At 72.7% G+C, this 19,657-nt stretch carries 19 protein-coding genes; 5 read left to right on the top strand and 14 right to left on the bottom strand.

Annotation, left to right across the window (positions count from 1 at the left end; genetic code table 11):
• Positions 1–107: 107 nt before the first annotated feature.
• The 3 genes from ACFYNO_RS13425 to ACFYNO_RS13415 all read right to left on the bottom strand — a co-directional run bounded on the left by ACFYNO_RS13425 (position 108) and on the right by ACFYNO_RS13415 (position 2,216).
• A complete protein-coding gene (locus ACFYNO_RS13425; RefSeq protein ID WP_388010283.1) occupies positions 108–416 on the bottom strand; it encodes a hypothetical protein in 309 nt (102 codons plus the stop codon).
• A gap of 301 nt (positions 417–717) precedes the next feature.
• Positions 718–1,611, bottom strand: a complete 894-nt coding sequence (locus tag ACFYNO_RS13420; RefSeq protein WP_388010280.1) for an SDR family oxidoreductase — start codon at positions 1,609–1,611, stop codon at positions 718–720.
• A 20-nt stretch (positions 1,612–1,631) separates the two neighbouring features.
• The gene (locus ACFYNO_RS13415) at positions 1,632–2,216 is read right to left on the bottom strand and encodes a TetR/AcrR family transcriptional regulator (protein WP_388010277.1); all 585 of its coding nucleotides are present in this window, start codon (positions 2,214–2,216) and stop codon (positions 1,632–1,634) included.
• A 457-nt stretch (positions 2,217–2,673) separates the two neighbouring features.
• Here ACFYNO_RS13415 and ACFYNO_RS13410 point away from each other — a divergent pair, with 457 nt between their 5' ends.
• The 4 genes from ACFYNO_RS13410 to ACFYNO_RS13395 are packed head-to-tail and all read left to right on the top strand — an operon-like array spanning position 2,674 to position 5,010.
• On the top strand, positions 2,674–3,558 hold the full coding sequence (locus ACFYNO_RS13410) for a DUF4231 domain-containing protein (RefSeq protein WP_388010275.1): 885 nt from the start codon (positions 2,674–2,676) through the stop codon (positions 3,556–3,558).
• Complete coding sequence (locus ACFYNO_RS13405) at positions 3,558–3,980, top strand: hypothetical protein (RefSeq protein ID WP_388010272.1); 423 nt, start codon at positions 3,558–3,560, stop codon at positions 3,978–3,980. Before ACFYNO_RS13410 ends, ACFYNO_RS13405 begins: the two co-directional genes overlap by 1 nt.
• A 54-nt stretch (positions 3,981–4,034) precedes the next feature.
• Complete coding sequence (locus tag ACFYNO_RS13400; RefSeq protein WP_388010269.1) at positions 4,035–4,349, top strand: DUF4267 domain-containing protein; 315 nt, start codon at positions 4,035–4,037, stop codon at positions 4,347–4,349.
• A 10-nt stretch (positions 4,350–4,359) separates the two neighbouring features.
• A complete protein-coding gene (locus ACFYNO_RS13395) occupies positions 4,360–5,010 on the top strand; it encodes a GNAT family N-acetyltransferase (protein WP_388010266.1) in 651 nt (216 codons plus the stop codon).
• A gap of 18 nt (positions 5,011–5,028) precedes the next feature.
• Here ACFYNO_RS13395 and ACFYNO_RS13390 read toward each other — a convergent pair whose 3' ends face one another.
• The 4 genes from ACFYNO_RS13390 to ACFYNO_RS13375 all read right to left on the bottom strand — a co-directional run bounded on the left by ACFYNO_RS13390 (position 5,029) and on the right by ACFYNO_RS13375 (position 10,010).
• A complete protein-coding gene (locus tag ACFYNO_RS13390; protein ID WP_388010263.1) occupies positions 5,029–5,637 on the bottom strand; it encodes a TIGR03086 family metal-binding protein in 609 nt (202 codons plus the stop codon).
• Between the two features lie 73 nt (positions 5,638–5,710).
• Complete coding sequence (locus tag ACFYNO_RS13385) at positions 5,711–6,247, bottom strand: PadR family transcriptional regulator (protein ID WP_388010260.1); 537 nt, start codon at positions 6,245–6,247, stop codon at positions 5,711–5,713.
• Positions 6,248–6,338: 91 nt separating this feature from the next.
• On the bottom strand, positions 6,339–8,360 hold the full coding sequence (locus tag ACFYNO_RS13380; protein ID WP_388010257.1) for an FAD-dependent oxidoreductase: 2,022 nt from the start codon (positions 8,358–8,360) through the stop codon (positions 6,339–6,341).
• 114 nt (positions 8,361–8,474) lie between these two features.
• Positions 8,475–10,010: an MFS transporter gene (locus ACFYNO_RS13375; protein WP_388010254.1), complete on the bottom strand. Its 1,536-nt coding sequence runs from the start codon at positions 10,008–10,010 to the stop codon at positions 8,475–8,477.
• Positions 10,011–10,134: 124 nt separating this feature from the next.
• Between ACFYNO_RS13375 and ACFYNO_RS13370 the strand changes: the two genes are divergently transcribed.
• Entirely contained in the window at positions 10,135–11,133 is a 999-nt protein-coding gene (locus ACFYNO_RS13370) for an Lrp/AsnC family transcriptional regulator (RefSeq protein WP_388010251.1), read from the top strand.
• A 30-nt stretch (positions 11,134–11,163) separates the two neighbouring features.
• On the opposite strand, the gene ACFYNO_RS13365 is transcribed toward ACFYNO_RS13370, so the two are convergent.
• From ACFYNO_RS13365 to ACFYNO_RS13335, 7 genes are all read right to left on the bottom strand, one after another.
• The gene (locus ACFYNO_RS13365) at positions 11,164–12,243 is read right to left on the bottom strand and encodes a Zn-dependent alcohol dehydrogenase (RefSeq protein WP_388010248.1); all 1,080 of its coding nucleotides are present in this window, start codon (positions 12,241–12,243) and stop codon (positions 11,164–11,166) included.
• Between the two features lie 31 nt (positions 12,244–12,274).
• A complete protein-coding gene (locus ACFYNO_RS13360; RefSeq protein WP_388010245.1) occupies positions 12,275–13,693 on the bottom strand; it encodes an aldehyde dehydrogenase family protein in 1,419 nt (472 codons plus the stop codon).
• 112 nt (positions 13,694–13,805) lie between these two features.
• Positions 13,806–14,567, bottom strand: coding sequence for a 3-oxoacyl-ACP reductase (locus tag ACFYNO_RS13355; RefSeq protein WP_388010746.1), 762 nt, complete (start codon positions 14,565–14,567; stop codon positions 13,806–13,808).
• Between the two features lie 51 nt (positions 14,568–14,618).
• Positions 14,619–16,016 carry an aldehyde dehydrogenase family protein gene (locus ACFYNO_RS13350; RefSeq protein ID WP_388010242.1) on the bottom strand — a complete coding sequence of 466 codons (1,398 nt, stop codon included), beginning with the start codon at positions 16,014–16,016 and terminating at the stop codon, positions 14,619–14,621.
• Complete coding sequence (locus ACFYNO_RS13345) at positions 16,013–16,723, bottom strand: gamma-glutamyl-gamma-aminobutyrate hydrolase family protein (RefSeq protein ID WP_388010239.1); 711 nt, start codon at positions 16,721–16,723, stop codon at positions 16,013–16,015. The genes ACFYNO_RS13350 and ACFYNO_RS13345 overlap by 4 nt, the downstream gene beginning before the upstream one ends.
• A complete protein-coding gene (locus tag ACFYNO_RS13340) occupies positions 16,720–18,078 on the bottom strand; it encodes a glutamine synthetase family protein (protein WP_388010236.1) in 1,359 nt (452 codons plus the stop codon). Before ACFYNO_RS13340 ends, ACFYNO_RS13345 begins: the two co-directional genes overlap by 4 nt.
• Positions 18,075–19,631: an amino acid permease gene (locus ACFYNO_RS13335; RefSeq protein ID WP_388010233.1), complete on the bottom strand. Its 1,557-nt coding sequence runs from the start codon at positions 19,629–19,631 to the stop codon at positions 18,075–18,077. Before ACFYNO_RS13335 ends, ACFYNO_RS13340 begins: the two co-directional genes overlap by 4 nt.
• Between the last annotated feature and the right edge of the window lie 26 nt (positions 19,632–19,657).

Here is a 19,657-nt window from a genome sequence, read left to right as displayed (position 1 = left end):
ACCGGGGGGACCGGCGCGCCGGGACGGTCCGTCCGGGTGAGGCCGTCGGTCCGGGCGTAGGCCGTTCGGGGGAGGAAAGCTGAGGAGGCGTCAGCAGGCTGGCGGGCTCACCACGGCGGCACCGAGGGCGCGAAGGCCCAGCTGATCGCGAAGAAGAACGGGATCACCAGGTGTACCAGCAGTGCACCCTCCGCCGCGCACCGCAGCAACCGGACCCGGCCGGCCCGGTAGCCGGCCGCCAGCGCGCCGAGGCCCGCGCCCACACCGACCAGGAGCAGCAGCCCGACGGTCAACTGCCCGGCCGAGTTCGCCGCCGGATGGACGGACCAGACCGCCCAGAGCGTCGAACAGTCGATCACCAGCACCGCCGCCCCGCACAGTGCCGCCCCCCGCACCTCGCCACGCCGCGCACGCACGCGCGCGGCGCCCCCGTGTTCCATCCCCCGTCCCCCTTCAGCTCATTGGCTCTGGTCCAACGATCGAGCCAGAGGCGCCCCGGCGGCAATACCCGGGGCGGCTCCGACCGCGCCGACGGCCGTTCCGGCCCAGCCTTGACGGGCTGCGCTCCCGCTCGCGCCGAACGAAGGGCCCTCGGCAGCGGCATCCACCGTCGCCGCCGGGGCGATCCGCCGCGACCCGGCGCGCGGCAACGCAGAGCGGCGCGCCCCGGCACGGGCGGCGCGACCCAGCGCGAGCCCGCCCAGCGCAGCGCGCCCGCTACAGCGGCTCGCCCAACGGACCGTGCTCCGCCTCCAGGCTCTCCGCCCAGTGCGCCGCCCAGTCCGGCCGCGTGCCGTCGGCGTCGGTGAACCCGTACTCCCGCGCCAGACTCCAAGTGGCCAGCGCACGCCCTGACTTCGCCAGCACCTCCGGGTCCGCCGCAAGTGCCGCGACGGCCCGGCCAAGGTAGGCGGGCGACTCGGAGTAGGCGAAGTGCGGGTCCTTCGGCACGCCTTCGCGCCAGGTCGGCTCGGTGACGCCGAAGTGCTCCAACACCGCCTCCGAGCGCAGGAATCCGGGCGTGAGCGCCACCGCCGCGACACCGTGCGGACGCAACTCGGCGGCCTGGGCGACGGCGAGGCGGATCACGCTCGCCTTGGCGAGGTCGTAGAAGAACGAACCCCGGTAGCGCGCGGTGTTTCCGTCGGTCACCTCCACCACCAGGCCACGGCCGGCCCGCACCAGCAGCGGCAGGGCATGGCGGCTGGTGACCACGTGGGTCTCGACGGCCTGGCGGAGCAGCTTGAAGCCCCGCGCCAAGTCCTGTTCCCAGAGCGGATGTTCCCAGTCGGTCAGCGGATCGCCGCCCCAGACGCAGTTGACCAGCAGGTCCAGCCGACCACCCTGTTCGGCCTCGATCCTGGCGACCAGCGCCGCCACCTGGGCCGGATCGCTGTGGTCGACCCGCACGGGGATACCGGTACCGCCGGCGGCGGTCACCAACTCCGCGGTCTCCTCGACCGTTTCCGCTCTGCCCAGCTCCGAGGCGCCCGTGCTCCGACTGCTCCGCCCCGTCACGTAGACCGTCGCGCCCACGGCCCCGAGCTCGACGGCGATGCCCCGCCCGCCGCCCCTGGTACCGCCGGCCACCAGTGCCACCAGCTCCGGCATGTCCTCGACTCCCGTCCCTCTCAAGCCACATGGGGCGCGATCAACCGCCCGGTCTCCCGACGCAGCCGGTCGGCCAGGGTGCCGCGGCGCTCCAGCGCCCAGACCACCCCGACCCCGGCCACCATCGACTGCACGGACCAGGCGAGCGCGGCCACGTCCGTGCCGCGGCGCAGCGCGCCGGTCATCTCCGCCTCGGTGAGCAGCGTCGCGATCGCCCGCCCGTGCGCCTTGTGCACGGCGAGTGCGTGCTCGCGCAGTTCGTCGTCCACCAAGTCGCCGCAGAGGGCGGCCAGGTGGTTCGCGTAGCTCTCGGGCGTGGCCATCACGGCGGCCGACTCCACGATCAGCTCGCCCAGCGCCTCCAACGCCGAACCGCACCGCTCGCGCACCCGCCGCGCCGCACCCTCCGCCTCCCGCACCGACGACTCGGCCAGCGCCACCAGCAGGCCGCGCTTCGACCCGAACCGCTGCACCACGGTCCCGGGCACCAGCCCGACTTCCCGCGCGACCGCCGCGAGCGTGAGCCCGCCGGGCCCCGCCCGCCCGATCACCCCGGCGGCCGCCCGCAGGATCGCCTCGTCATCGATGCCACGCGGCCGCGCCATACCGGGGGGGCTCCTCTCCCTGGGCGAAGTTAATAAATGCTCGTTCATTTATTAAACCTCACCACCTGCCTCTCCACAACTCTCCCGGCTACGCCGCGGCCGCCCTCTGGCTCCCCCAGTTCACCTACCTGCCCGCCACCAACCGCGGCGCCCGAGCCGGATTCACGATCCTCGGCCTCCTGCCCTGGATCCCCACCGGCCTCCTGCTCGGCACCGGCGCGCTCATGCCGCACAGCACCTGACGGGCCTGGCGCTACGACATCCACTTCCCCTGACGCCCCATCAGCCGCCGAGCCCCAAGAGCATTCCGGAGTCACATCAATTCGAATCCTCCAGCGATCATCGTAAATGATTTCGGATTTTCTTCACCGGAATCGACCTCCTACCTGCACGAACTTGCCCGACAATCCCCCTCGCCCTATCCTCCGACATATTCACCCGGACAGCAGGGGGACACATGACAACGGACGTCGGCATTCCCAGCCAAGGGCGAAGCCAGCCCGAGATGCGCCCGGCACTCTCACCGGAAGAGGAGCAGAGCCGCCAGACGGAATACCGCAGAAGGGTCAAGGAGTTCGACCAGTTGGAGGTCGATCTCCGTGCCGCCCGTACCTTTCAGCGCCTCTTTCTGCTGAGCATGCTCGGCGCGATCGCCCTGGTGTTCCTGCTGGGCTACACCGTGATCATCGGCCTCTGGAACACCCAGCCGCTTTTCACCAGGTATGCGGGCCTCGCGATCGTCGTCGCACTGTGGGCCGCCATGGGCCGATTCCTACTGACCAACCGGAAGACGATCACCACCAAGTCCGGGGAGCTCCGCAACGCCCTGCAGGATCGGCAGACAGCCGCTGCCCAACTCCCCCTGGACTCTCCGTCCGCCCTGCGGATCTACCGCGAAGCCTCCCTCGAGATCGTTGATCAGTACCGGAGGAGCTCCAACAGGAACCGCCGAGTTCACAACCTCTTCCAGGTGATCATCATCACCGGGTCGATCGTGACCTCCTCACTCACCGCCCTGAATGATGGCAGCAGTATCGTCCTGAGATTCGGCGCAGCCTTCCTGAGCGGGTTCGTGGGAATTTCCGCAGGCGTGACCGGATACTTCAAGTTCCGCGAACGCGGCTACAATCTCCAGTCGACTGCCGATGAGATCGAGAAGCACTACAACGCCTCCCAGTTCATGCTCGATGAATACGCCGGAAGCGATCCGAGCAACCCTCCCGCCGAGGACGAGCGACTGCGTATGTTCGCCCGATTCGTCGAACGTCTGAAGGAGGAGCAGCGGAAGCGAGAGCTCCAGCTCGAGCAGTCCAGCTCAGCGAGCGAGGAGCATGCCGGCTGATGAGCCGGCGCAGCGGAACGGCGCAGCCGACAGCACGCTTCCTACTCGCGCCGGTCCAGCACTGGCGGACACGTCGGCTGGTGGCGGCCCACGGCTCGATCTCGTACGCCGTCGCCTGGTGCCTGGTGGAGCTGGCGCGATCGCCGTCCGAGTTGCCGTACGTCCACGACGTCGCTGCCCGCCTGAAGGCACTGGGCATGCCGCCCCCTGGAGTGTCGTTCGACTCCTGGGATTCCCTGCCCTTCGCCGAGCAGCACCGACGCCTCGCCTGGCTGAAGCGCCACGGAGCCACCCCCCTCGCCGCCCTCGGGGTGACACGCGGAGCCATCGAACGGGCACGGCTCCATGTCGTGGAGTGGGGTCTGCCGGCCAGGCATCGCGGCGCCACTGTGACGGTCGGCGGGGACACCTCGCCCGGCTGACCGACGCGCGTCAGTCAGCGCCCTCCCCGGCCCTCGGTCGTTCCCCTCCCCGCCATGCCCGTCCACAACTCCGCCTTCCAGTCCGGACGGCGGGGTGAAGGGACTCCGCGAGATCGGCTGCGGGCGTTCGCCTTCGTCCTGATGCTGGTGGCGGGGTCCTACCTGCTGGGCTGGTGCTCGCTGACCCTCGCCGCGGTTCCCGCCGGCGACGCGCTGGTCGTGCTGCACGGCGGCGGATCGCCGGCCACCGCCTACGGCCTCCACGCCGCAACGGTCTTGGTCATGGCGCTGATCGGCATCGGCCTGCCGGTCCGACCAGGAAACCGCGGACGGCGAAATCCGGATGCGCCCGCCCGGCGTCCTGGCTAACGTCCGGTCAGTGACCCGCTCCCACACGTATCCCCCGCTGAACCTCGAGGTCCGCACCCCGCGCCTCACCCTGGCGGGCGCCTCCGACGAGTTGCTGGAGCGCCTGGTGCCGACCGTGCGGGCCGGGGTCGCCGAGGCCGAGCCGTGGCCGTTCGACGACCCGATCTCGTTCTACGAGGACAGCCCCGAGCGCGAGTGGAAGTGGCTGCGGTCCATCTGGACCGGCCGCGGGCGGGTCAGCCCGGAGGCGTGGCGGCTGTACTTCGTGGTGCTCCTCGACGGTGAGCCGGTCGGTATGCAGGACTTGATCGGCCGCAACTTCGACCGCTTCGGCACGGTGACCAGCTTCTCCTGGCTCGCGCCCGGCAGTCGCGGGAAGGGCCTCGGCCGGGAGATGCGGTCGGCGATCCTGCACCTGGCCTTCGCGGGGCTCGGCGCGCGGGAGGCCGGCAGTGACGCCTTCTTCGACAACGAGGCCTCCAACCACATCTCCCGCAGCCTCGGTTACGAGCCGAACGGACTGGACTGGGACAGCCGCCGCGGCGAGGCCGCCCGCATCCAGATGTGGCGCCTGAGCCGCGAGACCTGGGAGCAGCACCGCCGGGACGACATCGAGCTCACCGGCGTCAAGGAGTGCCTGCCCGTGCTGGGCATCGGCTGAGCCGCCGACCGGGCCCGGTCAGGTGCCCTGCCGTCCCATCCGGTGCAGCAGCAGCGCCTGCTCCGACGCGTCCCGCTGCGGCACGCCCTCGGGCGCGGCGAAGAACCGGTGGGTGGTGTCCGCGGCGGTGGGCGTCTCCGGCAGGCCGGCGTAGATGTCCTCGAGGCGGGCGTTCGCCCAGCGGACCAGACCCGCGTCCAGCGTCTCGTCCGCGCCGACGGCCCGGGCGAGGTCCCAGGTGTGGACGAGGCTGTCCGTCGTCCGCACCGCCAGGCCCTGCTGCCCGGCGACCGGGCCCAGCGGGTAGTCGAGGATGCGCCAGAGCGCACCGGGCCCGCCGAAGGCCTCCGCCAGCTCGCGGACCGACGCGGTGTAACTGCCGACCGGATCGGCGCCCGACGCGTCGGCGTCGCGCGAGCGCAGGAACTCCGCCGCGTCGCCGCCGGCCAGCAGGCGCAGGTAGCTCCGGTTGCCCTGGGTCATGTGGTTGGCCAGCTGCCGCACGTTCCACTCCGTGCAGGGGGTCGGCCAGGTCCACTGCTCGGAACGGACGGCGCGCAGCCGCCGCTCGAACTCGCCACTCGCCAGCAGGAACCGGTCGAGGATCCCGTCGAACGCATCGGTCATACCGACCAGCATGCCGCCCGCCTCCGCCCGCCACCGGCGGGTATCGGACGCCGCGCTGGGCGCCCCGAGCCCCTCAGTCCCCCAGCACCGCCAGCGTCCCCCGCAGCCACTCCACCCAGTACTCCTCCATCCCGATCCCCGCCCGCAGCACCCGGTGCTGCAGGGCGAGCCGCTCGCCGCCCGCCGCCAGGCGCTCGGCCGGGAAGTCGTGCCGCTCGATCTCCAGGTACTCCGCGAGCTGCCGCACGTGCAGTTCCAGGTGGCGGCCCAGCTCCTCCGCCAGCCCGCGGCCGCCCACCGCCGCGGCGGCGCGGATGCGCAGGACCATGGGCTCGCGGACCGGCTTGGGGTCCTGCGGGTCGGCGATCCAGTCGGCGAGGGCGGTGCGGCCGGCGGGGAGGACTTCGTACTCCTTGCGCTGGCCGCGGCTGGGCGGCTGCGGGCAGGAGCGGATCAGGCCGGACTGCTCCAGCCGGCCCAGTTCGCGGTAGATCTGCTGGTGGGTGGCGGACCAGAAGAAGCCGATCGACTTGTCGAAACGCCGCGTCAACTCCAGCCCGGAGGAAGGCTTCTCCAGCAGGGCGGTGAGGATGGCGTGCGGCAGCGACATGGGAGGAGTCTATTTCCCGCGCGCCGTCCGCACCCAACCCGTCCGCGCCCCGCCCCGCCGCACCGCCCGCCGCACCGCCACCCGACAGCCCCTACAGCGCCGCCGCCAGCCGCGTCCCCTGGTCGATGGCGCGCTTGGCGTCCAGCTCGGCCGCCACGTCGGCGCCGCCGATCAGGTGCGGCTCGATGCCGGCCGCCCGCAGGCCGTCCACCAGGTCCCGGCGCGGCAGCTGGCCGGCGCAGAGCACCACGCTGTCGACCGGGAGCACCCGCACCTCGCCGTCGATCTCGACGTGCAGCCCGGCGTCGTCGATCTGCCGGTAGCCCGCACCCGCGACCATGGTGACGCCGCGGTGCTTCAGCTCGGTGCGGTGGATCCAGCCGGTGGTCTTGCCGAGCCCGGCGCCCACCTTGCTGGTCTTGCGCTGCAGCAGGTAGACGGTGCGCGGCGAGCTCGGCCGGACCGGCGGGCGCAGGCCGCCGGGGGTGGTGTGCCCGGTGTCCACGCCCCACTGCTCGAAGAAAGCGGCCGGGTCCTGGCTGGCGCCGGTGCCGGGGTCGGTCAGGTACTCGGCGACGTCGAAGCCGATGCCGCCCGCCCCGACGATGGCCACCCGCTCGCCGACCGGCTTCTTGTCCCGCAGCACGTCCAGGTAGCTGAGCACGCTGGGGTGGTCGCCGCCGGGGATCTCCGGGTCGCGCGGGGTGACGCCGGTGGCGAGCACCACCTCGTCGAAGCCCTCGCCGACGAGCTGATCCACCGTCACCACCGCGCCGAGCCGCAACTCCACCTCCAGTGAGGCGAGTCGGTGCCGGTAGTAGCGCAGCGTCTCGTTGAACTCCTCCTTGCCGGGCACCTGGCGGGCGATGTTGAGCTGCCCGCCGATCTCCTCGGCCGCGTCGAACAGCACCACGGCGTGCCCGCGTTCGGCGGCGCTGACCGCGAAGGCGAGGCCCGCCGGGCCGGCGCCGACCACGCCGATCCGCTTGCGCAGCCGGGTCGGGGCGAGCACCAGCTCGGTCTCGTGGCAGGCCCGGGGGTTCACCAGGCAGGAGGTGATCTTGCCGGAGAAGGTGTGGTCCAGGCAGGCCTGGTTGCAGCCGATGCAGGTGTTGACGGCCTCCGGCGTGCCGGCCGCCGCCTTGCCGACGAACTCCGGGTCGGCGAGCAGCGGTCGGGCCAGCGAGACCATGTCGGCGCAGCCGTCGGCGAGCAACTGCTCGGCCAGCTCGGGGGTGTTGATCCGGTTGGTGGTGATCAGCGGGATGCCGACCTGGCCCATCAGCTTCTTGGTCACCCAGCCGAAGGCGCCGCGCGGCACCGAGGTGGCGATGGTGGGGATCCGCGCCTCGTGCCAGCCGATGCCGGTGTTGATCAGGGTGGCGCCGGCCGCCTCGACCGCCTTGGCGAGCCGGACCACCTCGGGGAGGGTGGAGCCGCCGGGCACCAGGTCGAGCATGGAGAGCCGGTAGATGATGATGAAGTCCTCGCCGACCCGCTCCCGCACCCGGCGGACGATCTCGACCGGGAAGCGCATCCGGTTCTCGTAGGAACCGCCCCACTCGTCCTCGCGCCGGTTGGTCTGGGCGGCGATGAACTCGTTGATCAGGTAGCCCTCGGAGCCCATGATCTCGACGCCGTCGTAGCCGGCGCCGCGGGCGAGCTCGGCGGTGCGGGCGAAGTCCTCGATGGTCTGCTCGATCTGCTCCGCGGTGAGCTCGTTCGGCACGAACGGGCTGATCGGGGCCTGCAGCGGGCTCGGCGCGACCAGCCCGGGGTGGTAGGCGTAGCGGCCGAAGTGCAGGATCTGCAGGGCGATCCTGCCGCCCGCCGCGTGCACCGCCTCGGTGACCACGCGGTGCTCGGCGGCCTCCTGCTCGGTGGTGAGCTTGGCTCCGCCGCCCCAGGGCCGGCCGGCCTCGTTGGGCGCGATGCCGCCGGTGACGATCAGGCCGACGCCGCCGCGCGCCCGCTCCGCGTAGAACGCGGCCATCCGCTCGAAGCCGTGCTCCGCCTCCTCCAGGCCCACGTGCATCGACCCCATCAGCACCCGGTTGGGCAGCTTGGTGAAGCCGAGGTCGAGCGGCTCGAGCAGGTGGGGGTAGGCGGTCATCCGGACTCCTCGTACAGGTTTGTTACTGCACAGTAGGCGCCGGGGCGCCTACTGTGCAACCAGTTTCACAAACCCCTGCGGCCGACCCTCACGGCCGGCCGCCGCCCGCCCCGCTCAGTGCCCGGCCGGGACCGCCGCCGCCGGCTCGGCAGCTGCCGCCGCCACCCGGCCGCCGCCCGCCGAACCCCGCCCGACCAGCGCGAACACCAGCGCCGCGCCCAGCAGCCCGAGCCCACCGGAGACCAGGAAGGCATCCCGCAGACCCACCGCGAAGGCCTCGTGCACCAGGTCCGCCACGGCGGCCCGCTCGGCCACCGGCGCGTGGCCGATCACAGCGCCGGCCTGCCCGGCCGTCAGCGCGTCCGCCGCCTGCTTGGCGTCCGGCAGCACCCCGCCGTGCAGCCGGTCCTCCAGCCCGGCCTGGAAGACCGCGCCGAGCACCGCGATGCCGAGCGCGTTGCCCAACTGCCGAGCGGTGTTCAGCGCACCGCCGGCCATCCCGCTGCGCCGCTGCGGCACGGCGGACATCGCCGCGGCCGCCATCGCGGGCGTGGCCAGGCCGACGCCCGCGCCGGCCACCGCCAGGCCCGGCACCAGGACCGGCCAGCTCGACCCCGGCCCGATCATCGCCTGCAGCAGCGCGCCGACCGCGATCAGCACCAGCCCGCCGCCGATGGTCAGCCGCGGCGGCGCGGCGTGCAGCCGGCGCCCGACGATCGCCGCCACCACGAAGGCCAGCGCGCTCATCGGCACCAGGCCCAGGCCCGCCGCCACCGGACCGAGCCCGCGCACCGACTGCAGCCAGAGCGAGGTGTAGACCAGGTACGAGAAGGCGGCCACCGAGAGCAGCATGCCGCCCGCCAACACCCCGGTGAAGCCCGGGTTGCGCAGCAGACCGAGGTCGAACATCGGGTGGGAGCCGCGCAGTTCGACCACCACGAAGCCGATCAGCGCGACCAGGCTGAGCGCGAACAGCCCCAGCGTGCTGGCCGAGGTCCAGCCCTCGCCGGCGCCGCGGATCAGCGCGTAGGTGAGCGCGCCGGCCGCCACCGTGAAGGTGACCAGGCCGGGCAGGTCCAGCCCGCGCGCCTGCGGGTCGCGCGACTCCTGGACCGCGCGCAGCGTGACCGCCACGGCGACCACGCTGATCGGCAGGTTGATGAAGAAGATCCACCGCCAGCCCAGGTGCTCGGTGAGCAGACCGCCCACGATCGGCCCGGCGGCGGCCGCGGCGCCGTTCACCGCGCCCCAGACGCCGAACGCGACGCCCCGGTCGCGGCCCTGGTAGGAGGTGTTGAGCAGGGCCATGGTGGTGGCGAACATCGCCGCACCGCCGATCCCCTGCAGGCCGCGGAAGATGATCAGCTCCGCGCCGTTCTGGGCCAGCCCGCAGGCCAGCGAGGCGGCGGCGAAGAGCACCAGCCCGCCCAGGTAGAGCTTGCGCCGCCCGAACCGGTCGGCCAGCGAGCCGGCGCCGAGCAGCAGCGCGGCCAGTGCCAGCGCGTAGATGTCCAGCACCCACTGCAGGTCGGTGAAGCCGGTGCGCAGGCCCTTGGCCATGTCCGGCAGTGCCACGGTCACGATGGTGACGTCCACCAGCAGCATGAACGCCCCGAGGCTCACCGCCGTCAACGGCAGCCACTTGCGCATGTCGAAACCCCTCGTCGCTCCTCTGTGAATGCCCCGACGTTCCCATCCCGGTCCGCCGTCGCTCGCACCAAAAGGCGACTGGTGGCGGATTCCGATACCGCTCGGCCCTGGCATGATGGATTCCATGACCGTTCCCCTGCTGGATGACCTGGACCAGGCAATCGTGCAGGCACTGATGGTGAACGGCCGGGTGCCGTTCAACCGTCTTGCCGAGGTACTGGAGGTGTCGGATCAGACGGTGGTCCGGCGCTACCGGCGGCTGCGCGGCGAGGGGCTGGTCCGGGTGATCGGCCAGCCGCTGGCCAACCGGGTCGGGCTGGTCGAGTCCTGGCTGCGGCTGCAGTGCTCGCCGGACGCCGCACCCTCGGTGGCGGACGCGCTCGCCCGCCGCCCGGACATCTCCTGGGTGACGCTCAACTCCGGCGGCACCGAGGTGCAGTGCATCACCAAGGCCCGCACCCGCGAGGAGCACGACGAGCTGCTGCTGCGCCGGCTGCCGCGCACCCGCCGGATCACCGGCATCACCGCGCACAGCGTGCTCCGCTCCTTCACCGGCGGGCCCCGGCACTGGCGCGGGCTCGACCATCTGACGGAGCATCAACTCGCGCAACTCGTCGATCCGCTGCCGCCGTGGAACGGCCGGCGGGTGCAGCTGGACCAGGCCGAGCAGGCGATGTTCGCGGTGCTGGCCCGGGACGGCCGGGCCGGCTACCCCGAACTCGCCCGAGCCGCCGGACTCTCCGAGTCCACCGCCCGGCGCCGGCTCGACCAGCTGCGCGAGCGCGGCGCCTACTACCTGGACCTGGAGGTGGACCCGCGGCTGCTCGGCTTCGAGCTCTGCGCCACCCTGATGATCACCGTGGCGCCCGCCGAACTGGCCGCCGCGGGAGCGGCGCTGGCCGAGCACCGGGAAATCCCGTTCGCGGCCGCGATCACCGGCTCGGCCAACCTGGTGGCGATCACGATCTGCCGCGACAACGACGCGCTCTACACCTACCTGACCGAACGGATCGGCGCGCTGGCCGGCGTGCAGCACGTGGAGGTGGTGCCCCGGCTGCGCCAGGTCAAGTGCGCGGGCATGCTGATGGACGGCTACCGGCTGGTGGAGCCGCCCGCGGCCTGAACCGGCGAACGGCCCCGCGACCCCGTGGGGTCAGAAGACGACCAGCGACCGCCCGCCGTGCCCCGCCGCCATCCGCTCGAAGGCCGCCGGGATGTCCGCCAGCCCGATCCGGTCGGTGATCAGCGCCTCCAGGTCCAGCCGCCCGGCCCGCACGTGCTCGGCCAGCACCGGGATGTCCCGCGCCGGGTCGCTGTTGCCGTAGACGCAGGCGGAGAGCGTCCGGGCGAAGTGGAAGAGCTCCAGCGCGGAGAAGCTGACCAGGTCGTCCTTGCCGCCGATCCCCACCACCGTGGTCCGCCCGCCGCGCCGGGTGCTGGACCAGGCGGCCCGCACCGTGCTGCCGCGCCCGACGCACTCGATCGCGTGGTCCGCACCGTGACCATCCGTCAGCTTTCGTACCGTCCGGACGAGTTGGTCGTCGGCGAGGACGAACTCGGTCGCCCCGTGGCGGCGCGCCAGCTCCTCCTTCTCCGGCGAGACGTCCACCGCGATGATCGGGCCGGCCCCGGCGATCCGGGCCGACTGCAGCACCGCCAGCCCGACCCCGCCCAGGCCCAGCACCACCACCGACTCCCCCGGGCGCACCCGGGCCGAGTTGTGCACCGCGCCGTAGCCGGTCAGCACCGCGCAGCCGAGCAGCGCGGCCGAGGTCAGCGGCACGCCCTCGGGCAGCGGCAGCAGCGCCCGCTCGGCGACCACCGTCTCCTCCGCGAAGGCGGCCACCCCGAGGCCGGGGTAGACCCCGGTGCCGTCCGGCAGCGCCGCGTAGGTCTGCCCGTAGGCCTCCCCCGCGCGCTCGCACAGCCACGGCTCGCCGATCCCGCACAGATGGCAGCTCCCGCAGGCAGGCGCCCAGTTGAGCACCACCTGGTCGCCTTCCCGGACGCTGCCGACGCCCTCGCCGACGGCCGTCACGGTGCCGGCCCCCTCGTGGCCGAGCACCACCGGCGGCTGCGCCCGCAGCACTCCGTTGGCCAGCGACAGGTCGGAGTGGCAGACCCCGGCGGCGGCCAGCTTCACCCGGACCTGGCCGGGCCCGGGCTCCGGCAGCTCGATCTCGGCCAGTTCCAGCGGGGCGCCCACGGCAGTGAGCAGGGCAGCGCGAACCATGGTGTCCCTCACGGTAGTCGGTGAAAACGGATCAGAACTGCAGCGACTTGGTCTGCAGGAACTCCTCCAGCCCGTGCCGGCCCAACTCCCGCCCGATGCCGGAGGACTTGTAGCCGCCGAACGGCGCCTGCGGGTTGAACTGCCCGCCGTTCACGTGCACCTGGCCGGAGTCCATCCGGCGGGCGAAGGCCACCGCGGTCTCCTCGTCGGCCGCCCAGACCCCGCCGGCCAGGCCGTACTCGGTGCCGTTGGCGATCTCCAGCGCGTGCTCCTCGTCCCGGTAGGCGATGACCGAGAGCACCGGGCCGAAGATCTCCTCCTGGGCCACCGTCATCTCCGGGGTGACGTCGGCGAGCACGGTCGGCCGCACGAAGTAGCCGGTCGGCAGGCCCTCGGGCGTCTCCGGACCGCCGGCCGCCACCCGGGCGCCCTGCTCGATGCCGGAGCGGATGTAGCCCAGCACCCGGTCGCGCTGCTTGGCGCTGACCACCGGACCCATCCGGGTCTCCGGCGAGGCCGGGTCGCCCGGCGCGTACTTGGCGGCGGCCTTGGCGGCGATCGCCACCGCCTCCTCGTACTGGTCCTGGTGCACCAGCAGCCGGGTCCACGCGGTGCAGGTCTGGCCGGAGTTGGCGAAGACGTTGGCCGCGTTGACGTTGACCGCCCGGCCCAGGTCGGCGCCGGGCAGCACCACGTTGGCCGACTTGCCGCCCAGCTCCAGCGAGACCTTCTTGATGCCCCGCCCGGCGGTCTCGGCGATCAGCCGGCCCACGGCGGTGGAACCGGTGAACGAGACCAGGTCCACCCCGGGGTGCCCGGCCAGCGCGGCGCCGACCTCCACGCCCGTGCCGGTCACCAGGTTGAAGACGCCGGCCGGGAACCCGGCCGCGTCCACCAGTTCGGCGAACAGCCGGGCCACCAGCGGGGTGTCCTCGGCGGGCTTGAGCACCACCGTGCAGCCGGCGGCCAGCGCCGGGACGACCTTGGCGACCACCTGGTGCAGCGGGTAGTTCCACGGCGTGATCGCGGCCACCACGCCGGCCGGCTCGCTGAGGACGGTGGAGTTGCCGACCTTCTCCTGGAACTCGTAGCCGGCCAGCAGCTCCACGTACGAACTGGCCACCGCCAGCGGCAGCCCGGCCTGCACGGCGGTGGCGAAGCCGATCGGGCAGCCCAGCTCGGCCAGCACGGTCTCGGCGATCTGCTGCTGCCGCTCGGCCAGCGCGTCGCGCAGCCGGGTCAGCGGGGCCAGCCGCTCCTCCCGGGTGGTCAGTCCCCAGGCGCGCGCCGCACCGCGGGCAGCGGCCACGGCGGCGTCCACATCGGCGGCGGTTCCGGCCGGCACGGTGGCGATCACCGCCTCGGTGGCCGGGTTGCGCACCTCCAGCACCCCGCCGCCGAGGGTCGGCCGCCAGGCTCCACCGATGTACTGGTCCGCATGCTGCTGCACGGCGTGGGTCCTTCCTCGCAGAGTGCTACCGGGGCGTAAACTACCACTGCTAGTCAACGCCCCGGTCCCCGCTCGGCGCAAGGACACGCCCACCCTACAAAGCGCCCGGACCCTACTGCGGAGTCACGTAGGCGCCGGAGATCCCGCCGTCCACCAGGAAGGTGTTGGCGGTCATGAACGAGGAGTCGTCGCTGGCCAGGAAGGCCACGGCGGCGGCGATCTCCTCCGGCTCGGCGAACCGGCCGAGCGGGATGTGCACCAGGCGGCGGGCGGCCCGCTCCGGGTCCTTGGCGAACAGCTCGCGCAGCAGCGGCGTGTTCACCGGTCCGGGGCAGAGCGCGTTGATCCGGATGCCCTCCCGGGCGAACTGCACGCCCAGCTCGCGCGACATCGCCAGCACGCCGCCCTTGGAGGCGCTGTAGGAGATCTGCGAGGTGGCCGCGCCCATCACCGCGACGAACGAGGCGGTGTTGATGATCGAGCCCTTGCCCTGCTGCTGCATGTACGGGATCGCGTGCTTGCAGCAGAGGTAGACGCTGGTGAGGTTGACCTCCTGCACGCGCCGCCAGGCCTCCAGGCCGGTGGTCAGGATGGAGTCGTCCTCCGGCGGCGAGATGCCCGCGTTGTTGAAGGCGATGTCCAGGCTGCCGTAGGTGTCCACGGCGGCGCGGAACATCGCCTGCACCGACTCCTCGTCGGCCACGTCCACCTGCACGAAGAGGCCGCCGACCTCGGCGGCGGCCGCCTTGCCGGACCGCTCGTCCAGGTCCGCGCAGACCACCTTGGCGCCCTCGGCGGCCAGCCGCCGGGCGCTGGCCAGGCCGATCCCGCTGCCGGCCCCGGTGATCACGGCGACCCGGCCGTCCAGTCGCATGCTGGTCACAACTCACTCCTTCAGTCAGTACCGCTGTCAGTGGTGGTGCGGTCAGTCGGTGGCGATGAAGACGTTCTTGGTCTCGGTGAAGGCCTGCAGCGCGTCCGGCCCCAGCTCGCGCCCGAGCCCGGACTGCTTGAAGCCGCCGAACGGGGTCGAGTACCGCACCGAGGAGTGCGAGTTGACCGAGAGGTTGCCGGCCTCCACCGCCCGCGCCACCCGCAGCGCCCGCCCCACGTCCCGGGTCCAGATCGAGCCGGAGAGCCCGTAGTCGGTGGCGTTGGCGATCCGCACCGCCTCCGCCTCGTCCTCGAACGGGACGACGGCGACCACCGGCCCGAACACCTCCTCGGTGAACACCCGGGAGTCCTGCGTCACCGGTGCCAGCACGGTCGGCGGGAACCAGAACCCCTTGCCCTCGGGCGCCTCGCCCCGGAAGAGCACCGATTCCCCGTCGAGGTAGGAGGCGACCCGCTCCCGCTGCCCGGCCGAGATCAGCGGCCCCATCTCGGTGGCCTCGTCCGTCGGGTCGCCCACCCGCAGCCCGAGCACCGCCGGCTCCAGCAGCTCCAGGAACTCCTGGTACACGCTGCGCTGCACGAGGATGCGCGAGCGGGCGCAGCAGTCCTGCCCGGCGTTGTCGAAGACGGCGTACGGCGCGGTGGCCGCCGCCTTGGCCAGATCGGCGTCGGCGAAGACGATGTTGGCGCTCTTGCCGCCCAGCTCCAGGGTGACCGGCCGGATCCGCTCCCCGCAGGCGGCCGCGATCTCCCGCCCGACCCGGGTGGAGCCGGTGAAGACCACCTTGTGCACGTCGGGGTGGGTGGCCAACCGCCGCCCGGCGACCGGCCCGTGGCCCGGCAGCACCTGCAGCACGCCCTCCGGCAGCCCGGCCCGCAGCGCCAGCTCGGCGAGCCGCAGCGCGGTCAGCGGGGTCAGCTCGGCGGGCTTGAGCACCACCGTGTTGCCCGCCGCCAGCGCGGGCGCCAGGCCCCAGGCGGCGATCGGCATCGGGAAGTTCCACGGCACGATCAGGCCGACCACGCCCAGCGGCTCCTGGAAGGTGAGGTCGATGCCGCCGGCCACCGGGATCTGCCGGCCGAACAGCCGCTCGGGGGCGGCCGCGTAGTACTCGATCACGTCGCGGGCGTTGCCCGCCTCCCAGCGGGCGCTGCCGATGGTGTGGCCGGCGTTGGCCACCTCAAGCTGGGCCAGGTGCTCGCGGTCGGCGTCCACCTGGGCGGCGAACGCCCGCAGCAGCCGGGCCCGGTCGGCCGGGGCGACCTGCCGCCAGCCCTCGAAGGCCGCCTTGGCCCGGGCCACGGCGGCGTCGGTCCCGGCCGTGCCCGCCATCTCCACCGTGCCGATCACCTCCTCGCTGGCGGGGTTGATCACCTCGCACGGGCTCGCCTCGGTCACGCTCTCCTGCCTCTCCTGACGGTCCGTCACTTCTCCTCCGCCGCGGCCTCGACCAGCGCCCGGAAGAGCCGCCCGTCGCCCGGGTCCGCCTCCGGGTGCCACTGCACGCCGAGCGCGAAGGCCGCGCCGGGCAGTTCCAGCGCCTCCACCGTGCCGTCCTCGGCCCGGGCGGTCACCCGCAGGCCGGTGCCGATCCGGTCCACCGCCTGGTGGTGGTAGCAGAGCACCGCGGCCCGCTCGCCGAGCACCTTGCCGAGCCGGCTGCCGGGCAGCACGGTGACCTCGCGCCGCCGGTAGACGGCCGGCGCCTCCTGGTGGCCGCCCTCGCCGACCCGGTCCGGCAGGTGCTGCTCCAGCGTGCCGCCGCGCACCGCGTTGAGCAGCTGCATGCCCCGGCAGACGGCGAGCAGCGGCAACTCCCGCTCCAGCGCGGCGGTCAGCAGCGCCGCCTCCCAGGCGTCGCGCAGCCGGTGCGGCGCCCCGGTCCGCGGGTGCGGCTCGGCGCCGTAGCGGGCAGGGTCGACATCGGGGCCGCCGCCCAGCACCAGCGCGTCCAGCCGGTCCAGCAGCCGCGCGGGCGCGCCGCCGGGCTGCGGCGGCAGCAACACGGCGGTGCCGCCCGCGGCGGTCACCGCGTCCACGTACGACTGCGGTATCAGCGCGGCCGGTTGCTGCCAGACGCCCCAACCGGCCTGCTCCAGGTAGCTGGTGATCCCCACCAGCGGGGCCCCGGTCACAGCCGCTCGAATCCGCGCCGCCGCTCCCAGTCGGTCACCGCCGCCTCGAAGGCGGCCTGTTCGACCTCCCCGGCGCGGGTGTAGTGCTGCACCACGTCCTTGCCGAAGGCCAGCGCGGCGGCCTCGCTGGCGGCGAAGGCGGCCACCGCGTCGCGCAGCGTGGCGGGCACCCGGGGCGCGTCGGAGGCGTAGGCGTTGCCGATGAACTCGGGCTCCAACTCCAGCTGTTGCTCGACCCCGTGCAGCCCGGCGGCGATCAGCGCGGCGACCGCCAGGTACGGGTTGACGTCGCCGCCGGGCACCCGGTTCTCGAACCGCAGCGAGGCCCCGTGCCCGACCACCCGCAGCGCGCAGGTCCGGTTGTCCCGCCCCCAGGCGATCGCGGTCGGCGCGAAGCTGCCGGGCACGTACCGCTTGTAGGAGTTGACGGTCGGGGCGAGCAGCAGCGCGAACTCGCCCAGGCAGGCCAGCTGTCCGGCCAGGAAGTGCTCCATGGTGCGGGAGAACCCGTGCGCGCCGTTGCCCGGGAAGACCGGCTGCCCGGCCTGGTCGCGCAGACTCAGGTGGATGTGGCAGGAGTTGCCCTCGCGCTCGTCGTACTTCGCCATGAAGGTCAGGCTGACGCCCTCCTGGGCGGCGATCTCCTTGGCGCCGGTCTTGTAGACGGAGTGGTCGTCGCAGGTGGCCAGCGCCTCGGCGTAGCGGAAGGCGATCTCGTGCTGCCCGAGGTTGCACTCGCCCTTGGCGGACTCCACGGTCAGCCCGGCGCCGGCCATCTGGTTGCGCAGCCGGCGCAGCAACGGCTCGATCCGGCCGGTGCCGAGGATCGAGTAGTCCACGTTGTACTGGTTGGCCGGGGTGAGCTTGCGGTAGTCCCGGTCCCAGGCCTGCTCGTAGCTGTCCTTGAAGACGATGAACTCCAACTCGGTGCCCACCTGGGCCTGCCAGCCGTAGGCGGCGAGCCGGTCCAGCTGCCGGCGCAGCACCTGCCGCGGCGAGACCGCGATGGGCGCGCGGTCCTGCCCGGCCAGGTCGCACTGCACCATGGCGGTGCCGGGGTGCCAGGGCACCAGCCGCAGGGTGCTCAGGTCGGGCACCATCACCAGGTCGCCGTAGCCGTTCTCCCAGGAGGAGATCCGGTAGCCGTCCACGGTGTTCATCTCCACGTCCACCGCGAGCAGGTAGGAGCAGCCCTCGGCGGCGTGCGGCAGCACCTCGGTGAGGAAGTGCTCGGCGGCCAGCCGCTTGCCCTGCAGCCGGCCCTGCATGTCGGTGGCGGCCAGCACCACGGTGTCGATGGTGCCTTCGGCCACCCGGTTGCGGAGCTGATCGAGGGTCAGCCGGGCGCTGCTCATCCTGCCTCCTGATCCGTCGCCGACTCGGCGGTGCGCGGTCCGGTGAACCAGTGGCGGGCCGAGGACAGCCACCAGAGGCCGGCGGATCCGAGCACCACGGCGATCGCGACGGAGGTGTAGTTGAAGTTCTTGACGGTGATCGGGCTGAGGGTCGGCAGCATGAAGAGCACGGTGATCAGCCCGGTCCAGCCGACCGCGACGGCGCCGATCGGCCGGCTCCAGCGGCCCAGGTGCCAGGGGCCGCGCCGGAATTCCGCGCCCTGGCGCAGCCGCAGCCAGACCGGGATGATATAGGCGAGGTAGAGGCCGATCACCGAGACCGAGGTGACCGCCTGGTAGGCCGTGGAGTTCCAGAGCGCGGGCAGACCGAGGAGCAGCGCACCGCCGGTGCCCAGCCAGATGGCGTTCACGGGGGTCTGGGTGCGCGGGTCGATCCGGTGCCAGAACCTGGCGCCGGGCAGCGCGCCATCCCGCGAGAAGGCGTACACCATGCGGGAGTTGGCGGTGACCGAGGCCAGTCCGCAGAAGAACTGGGCGCCGATCACGATGATCAGCAGCAGTTCGGCACCGGTCCGGCCGAGCGCGTCCAGGAAGATCTGCGCGGGCGGCACGTTGGTCTGCGTGGTGGCCTCCTCCTGGTAGTGCTGGATCGCGAAGGTCAGCCCCAGCAGCAGGATCCAGCCCGCGGCGATCGAGACGCCTATCGAGTTGACGATGCCGCGCGGACCGGAGCGAGCCGCGTCACGGGTCTCCTCGGTCATGTGCGCGGAGGCGTCGTAGCCGGTGAGCGTGTACTGGGCCAGCAGCAGGCCCAGCAGCGAGACGTAGACGGCGGCGAACGGGCCGTGGAAGCCGGTGGTGTTGGCGAAGTGGCCGAAGACGAAGCCGGCCGAGGCGTGGCGGTGCGGCAGCAGCGCCAGGGCGCCGACGATCAGCACCACGCCGATCAGGTGCCACCAGACGCTGACCGTGTTGAACAGCGCGATCAGCCGCACCCCGAAGCAGTTCAGCAGGCCGTGCAGCAGCAGGATCACCGCGAAGATCAGCACGGTGTGCGGGGCGGTGGCGGCGAAGCCGAACCGCAGGTCGAGCAGGGCGTTGGTGAAGGTGGCGGCGCCGTAGTCGACGCTCGCGGTGACGGCGATCTGGCCCATGAAGTTGCACCAGCCGGTGACCCAGCTGGCGGCGGGCGCGTTCTTCCGGGCCAGTTTGGCGGCCCAGAAGTAGAGGCCGCCGGCGGTCGGGTAGGCGGAGCAGATCTCGGCCATCGCCAGGCCCACGCAGAGCGTCATCAGCCCGACCACCGGCCAGCCCCAGATGATCAGCGCGGGGCCGCCGGTCACCATGCCGTAGCCGTAGAGGGTCAGGCAGCCGGAGAGGATCGAGACGATCGAGAAGGAGACGGCGAAGTTCGAGAAGCCGGAGAGCGAGCGGGCCAGCTCCTGGGTGTAGCCCAGCTCGCGCAGGCGCCGTTCGTCCGCTGTAACGGCCACGGCGTCGGCCGGTAACAGCACAGCGGGAGCCTGGTCGGCAGGCGGAATTTCGAAGGACATGCACTCCCCTGGGGGAAGAGGGGCCG

It is taken from the genome of Kitasatospora sp. NPDC006697 (assembly GCF_042869935.1).
Taxonomy (GTDB): domain Bacteria; phylum Actinomycetota; class Actinomycetes; order Streptomycetales; family Streptomycetaceae; genus Kitasatospora.
This window is presented reverse-complemented; position numbering and strand designations above follow the sequence as displayed.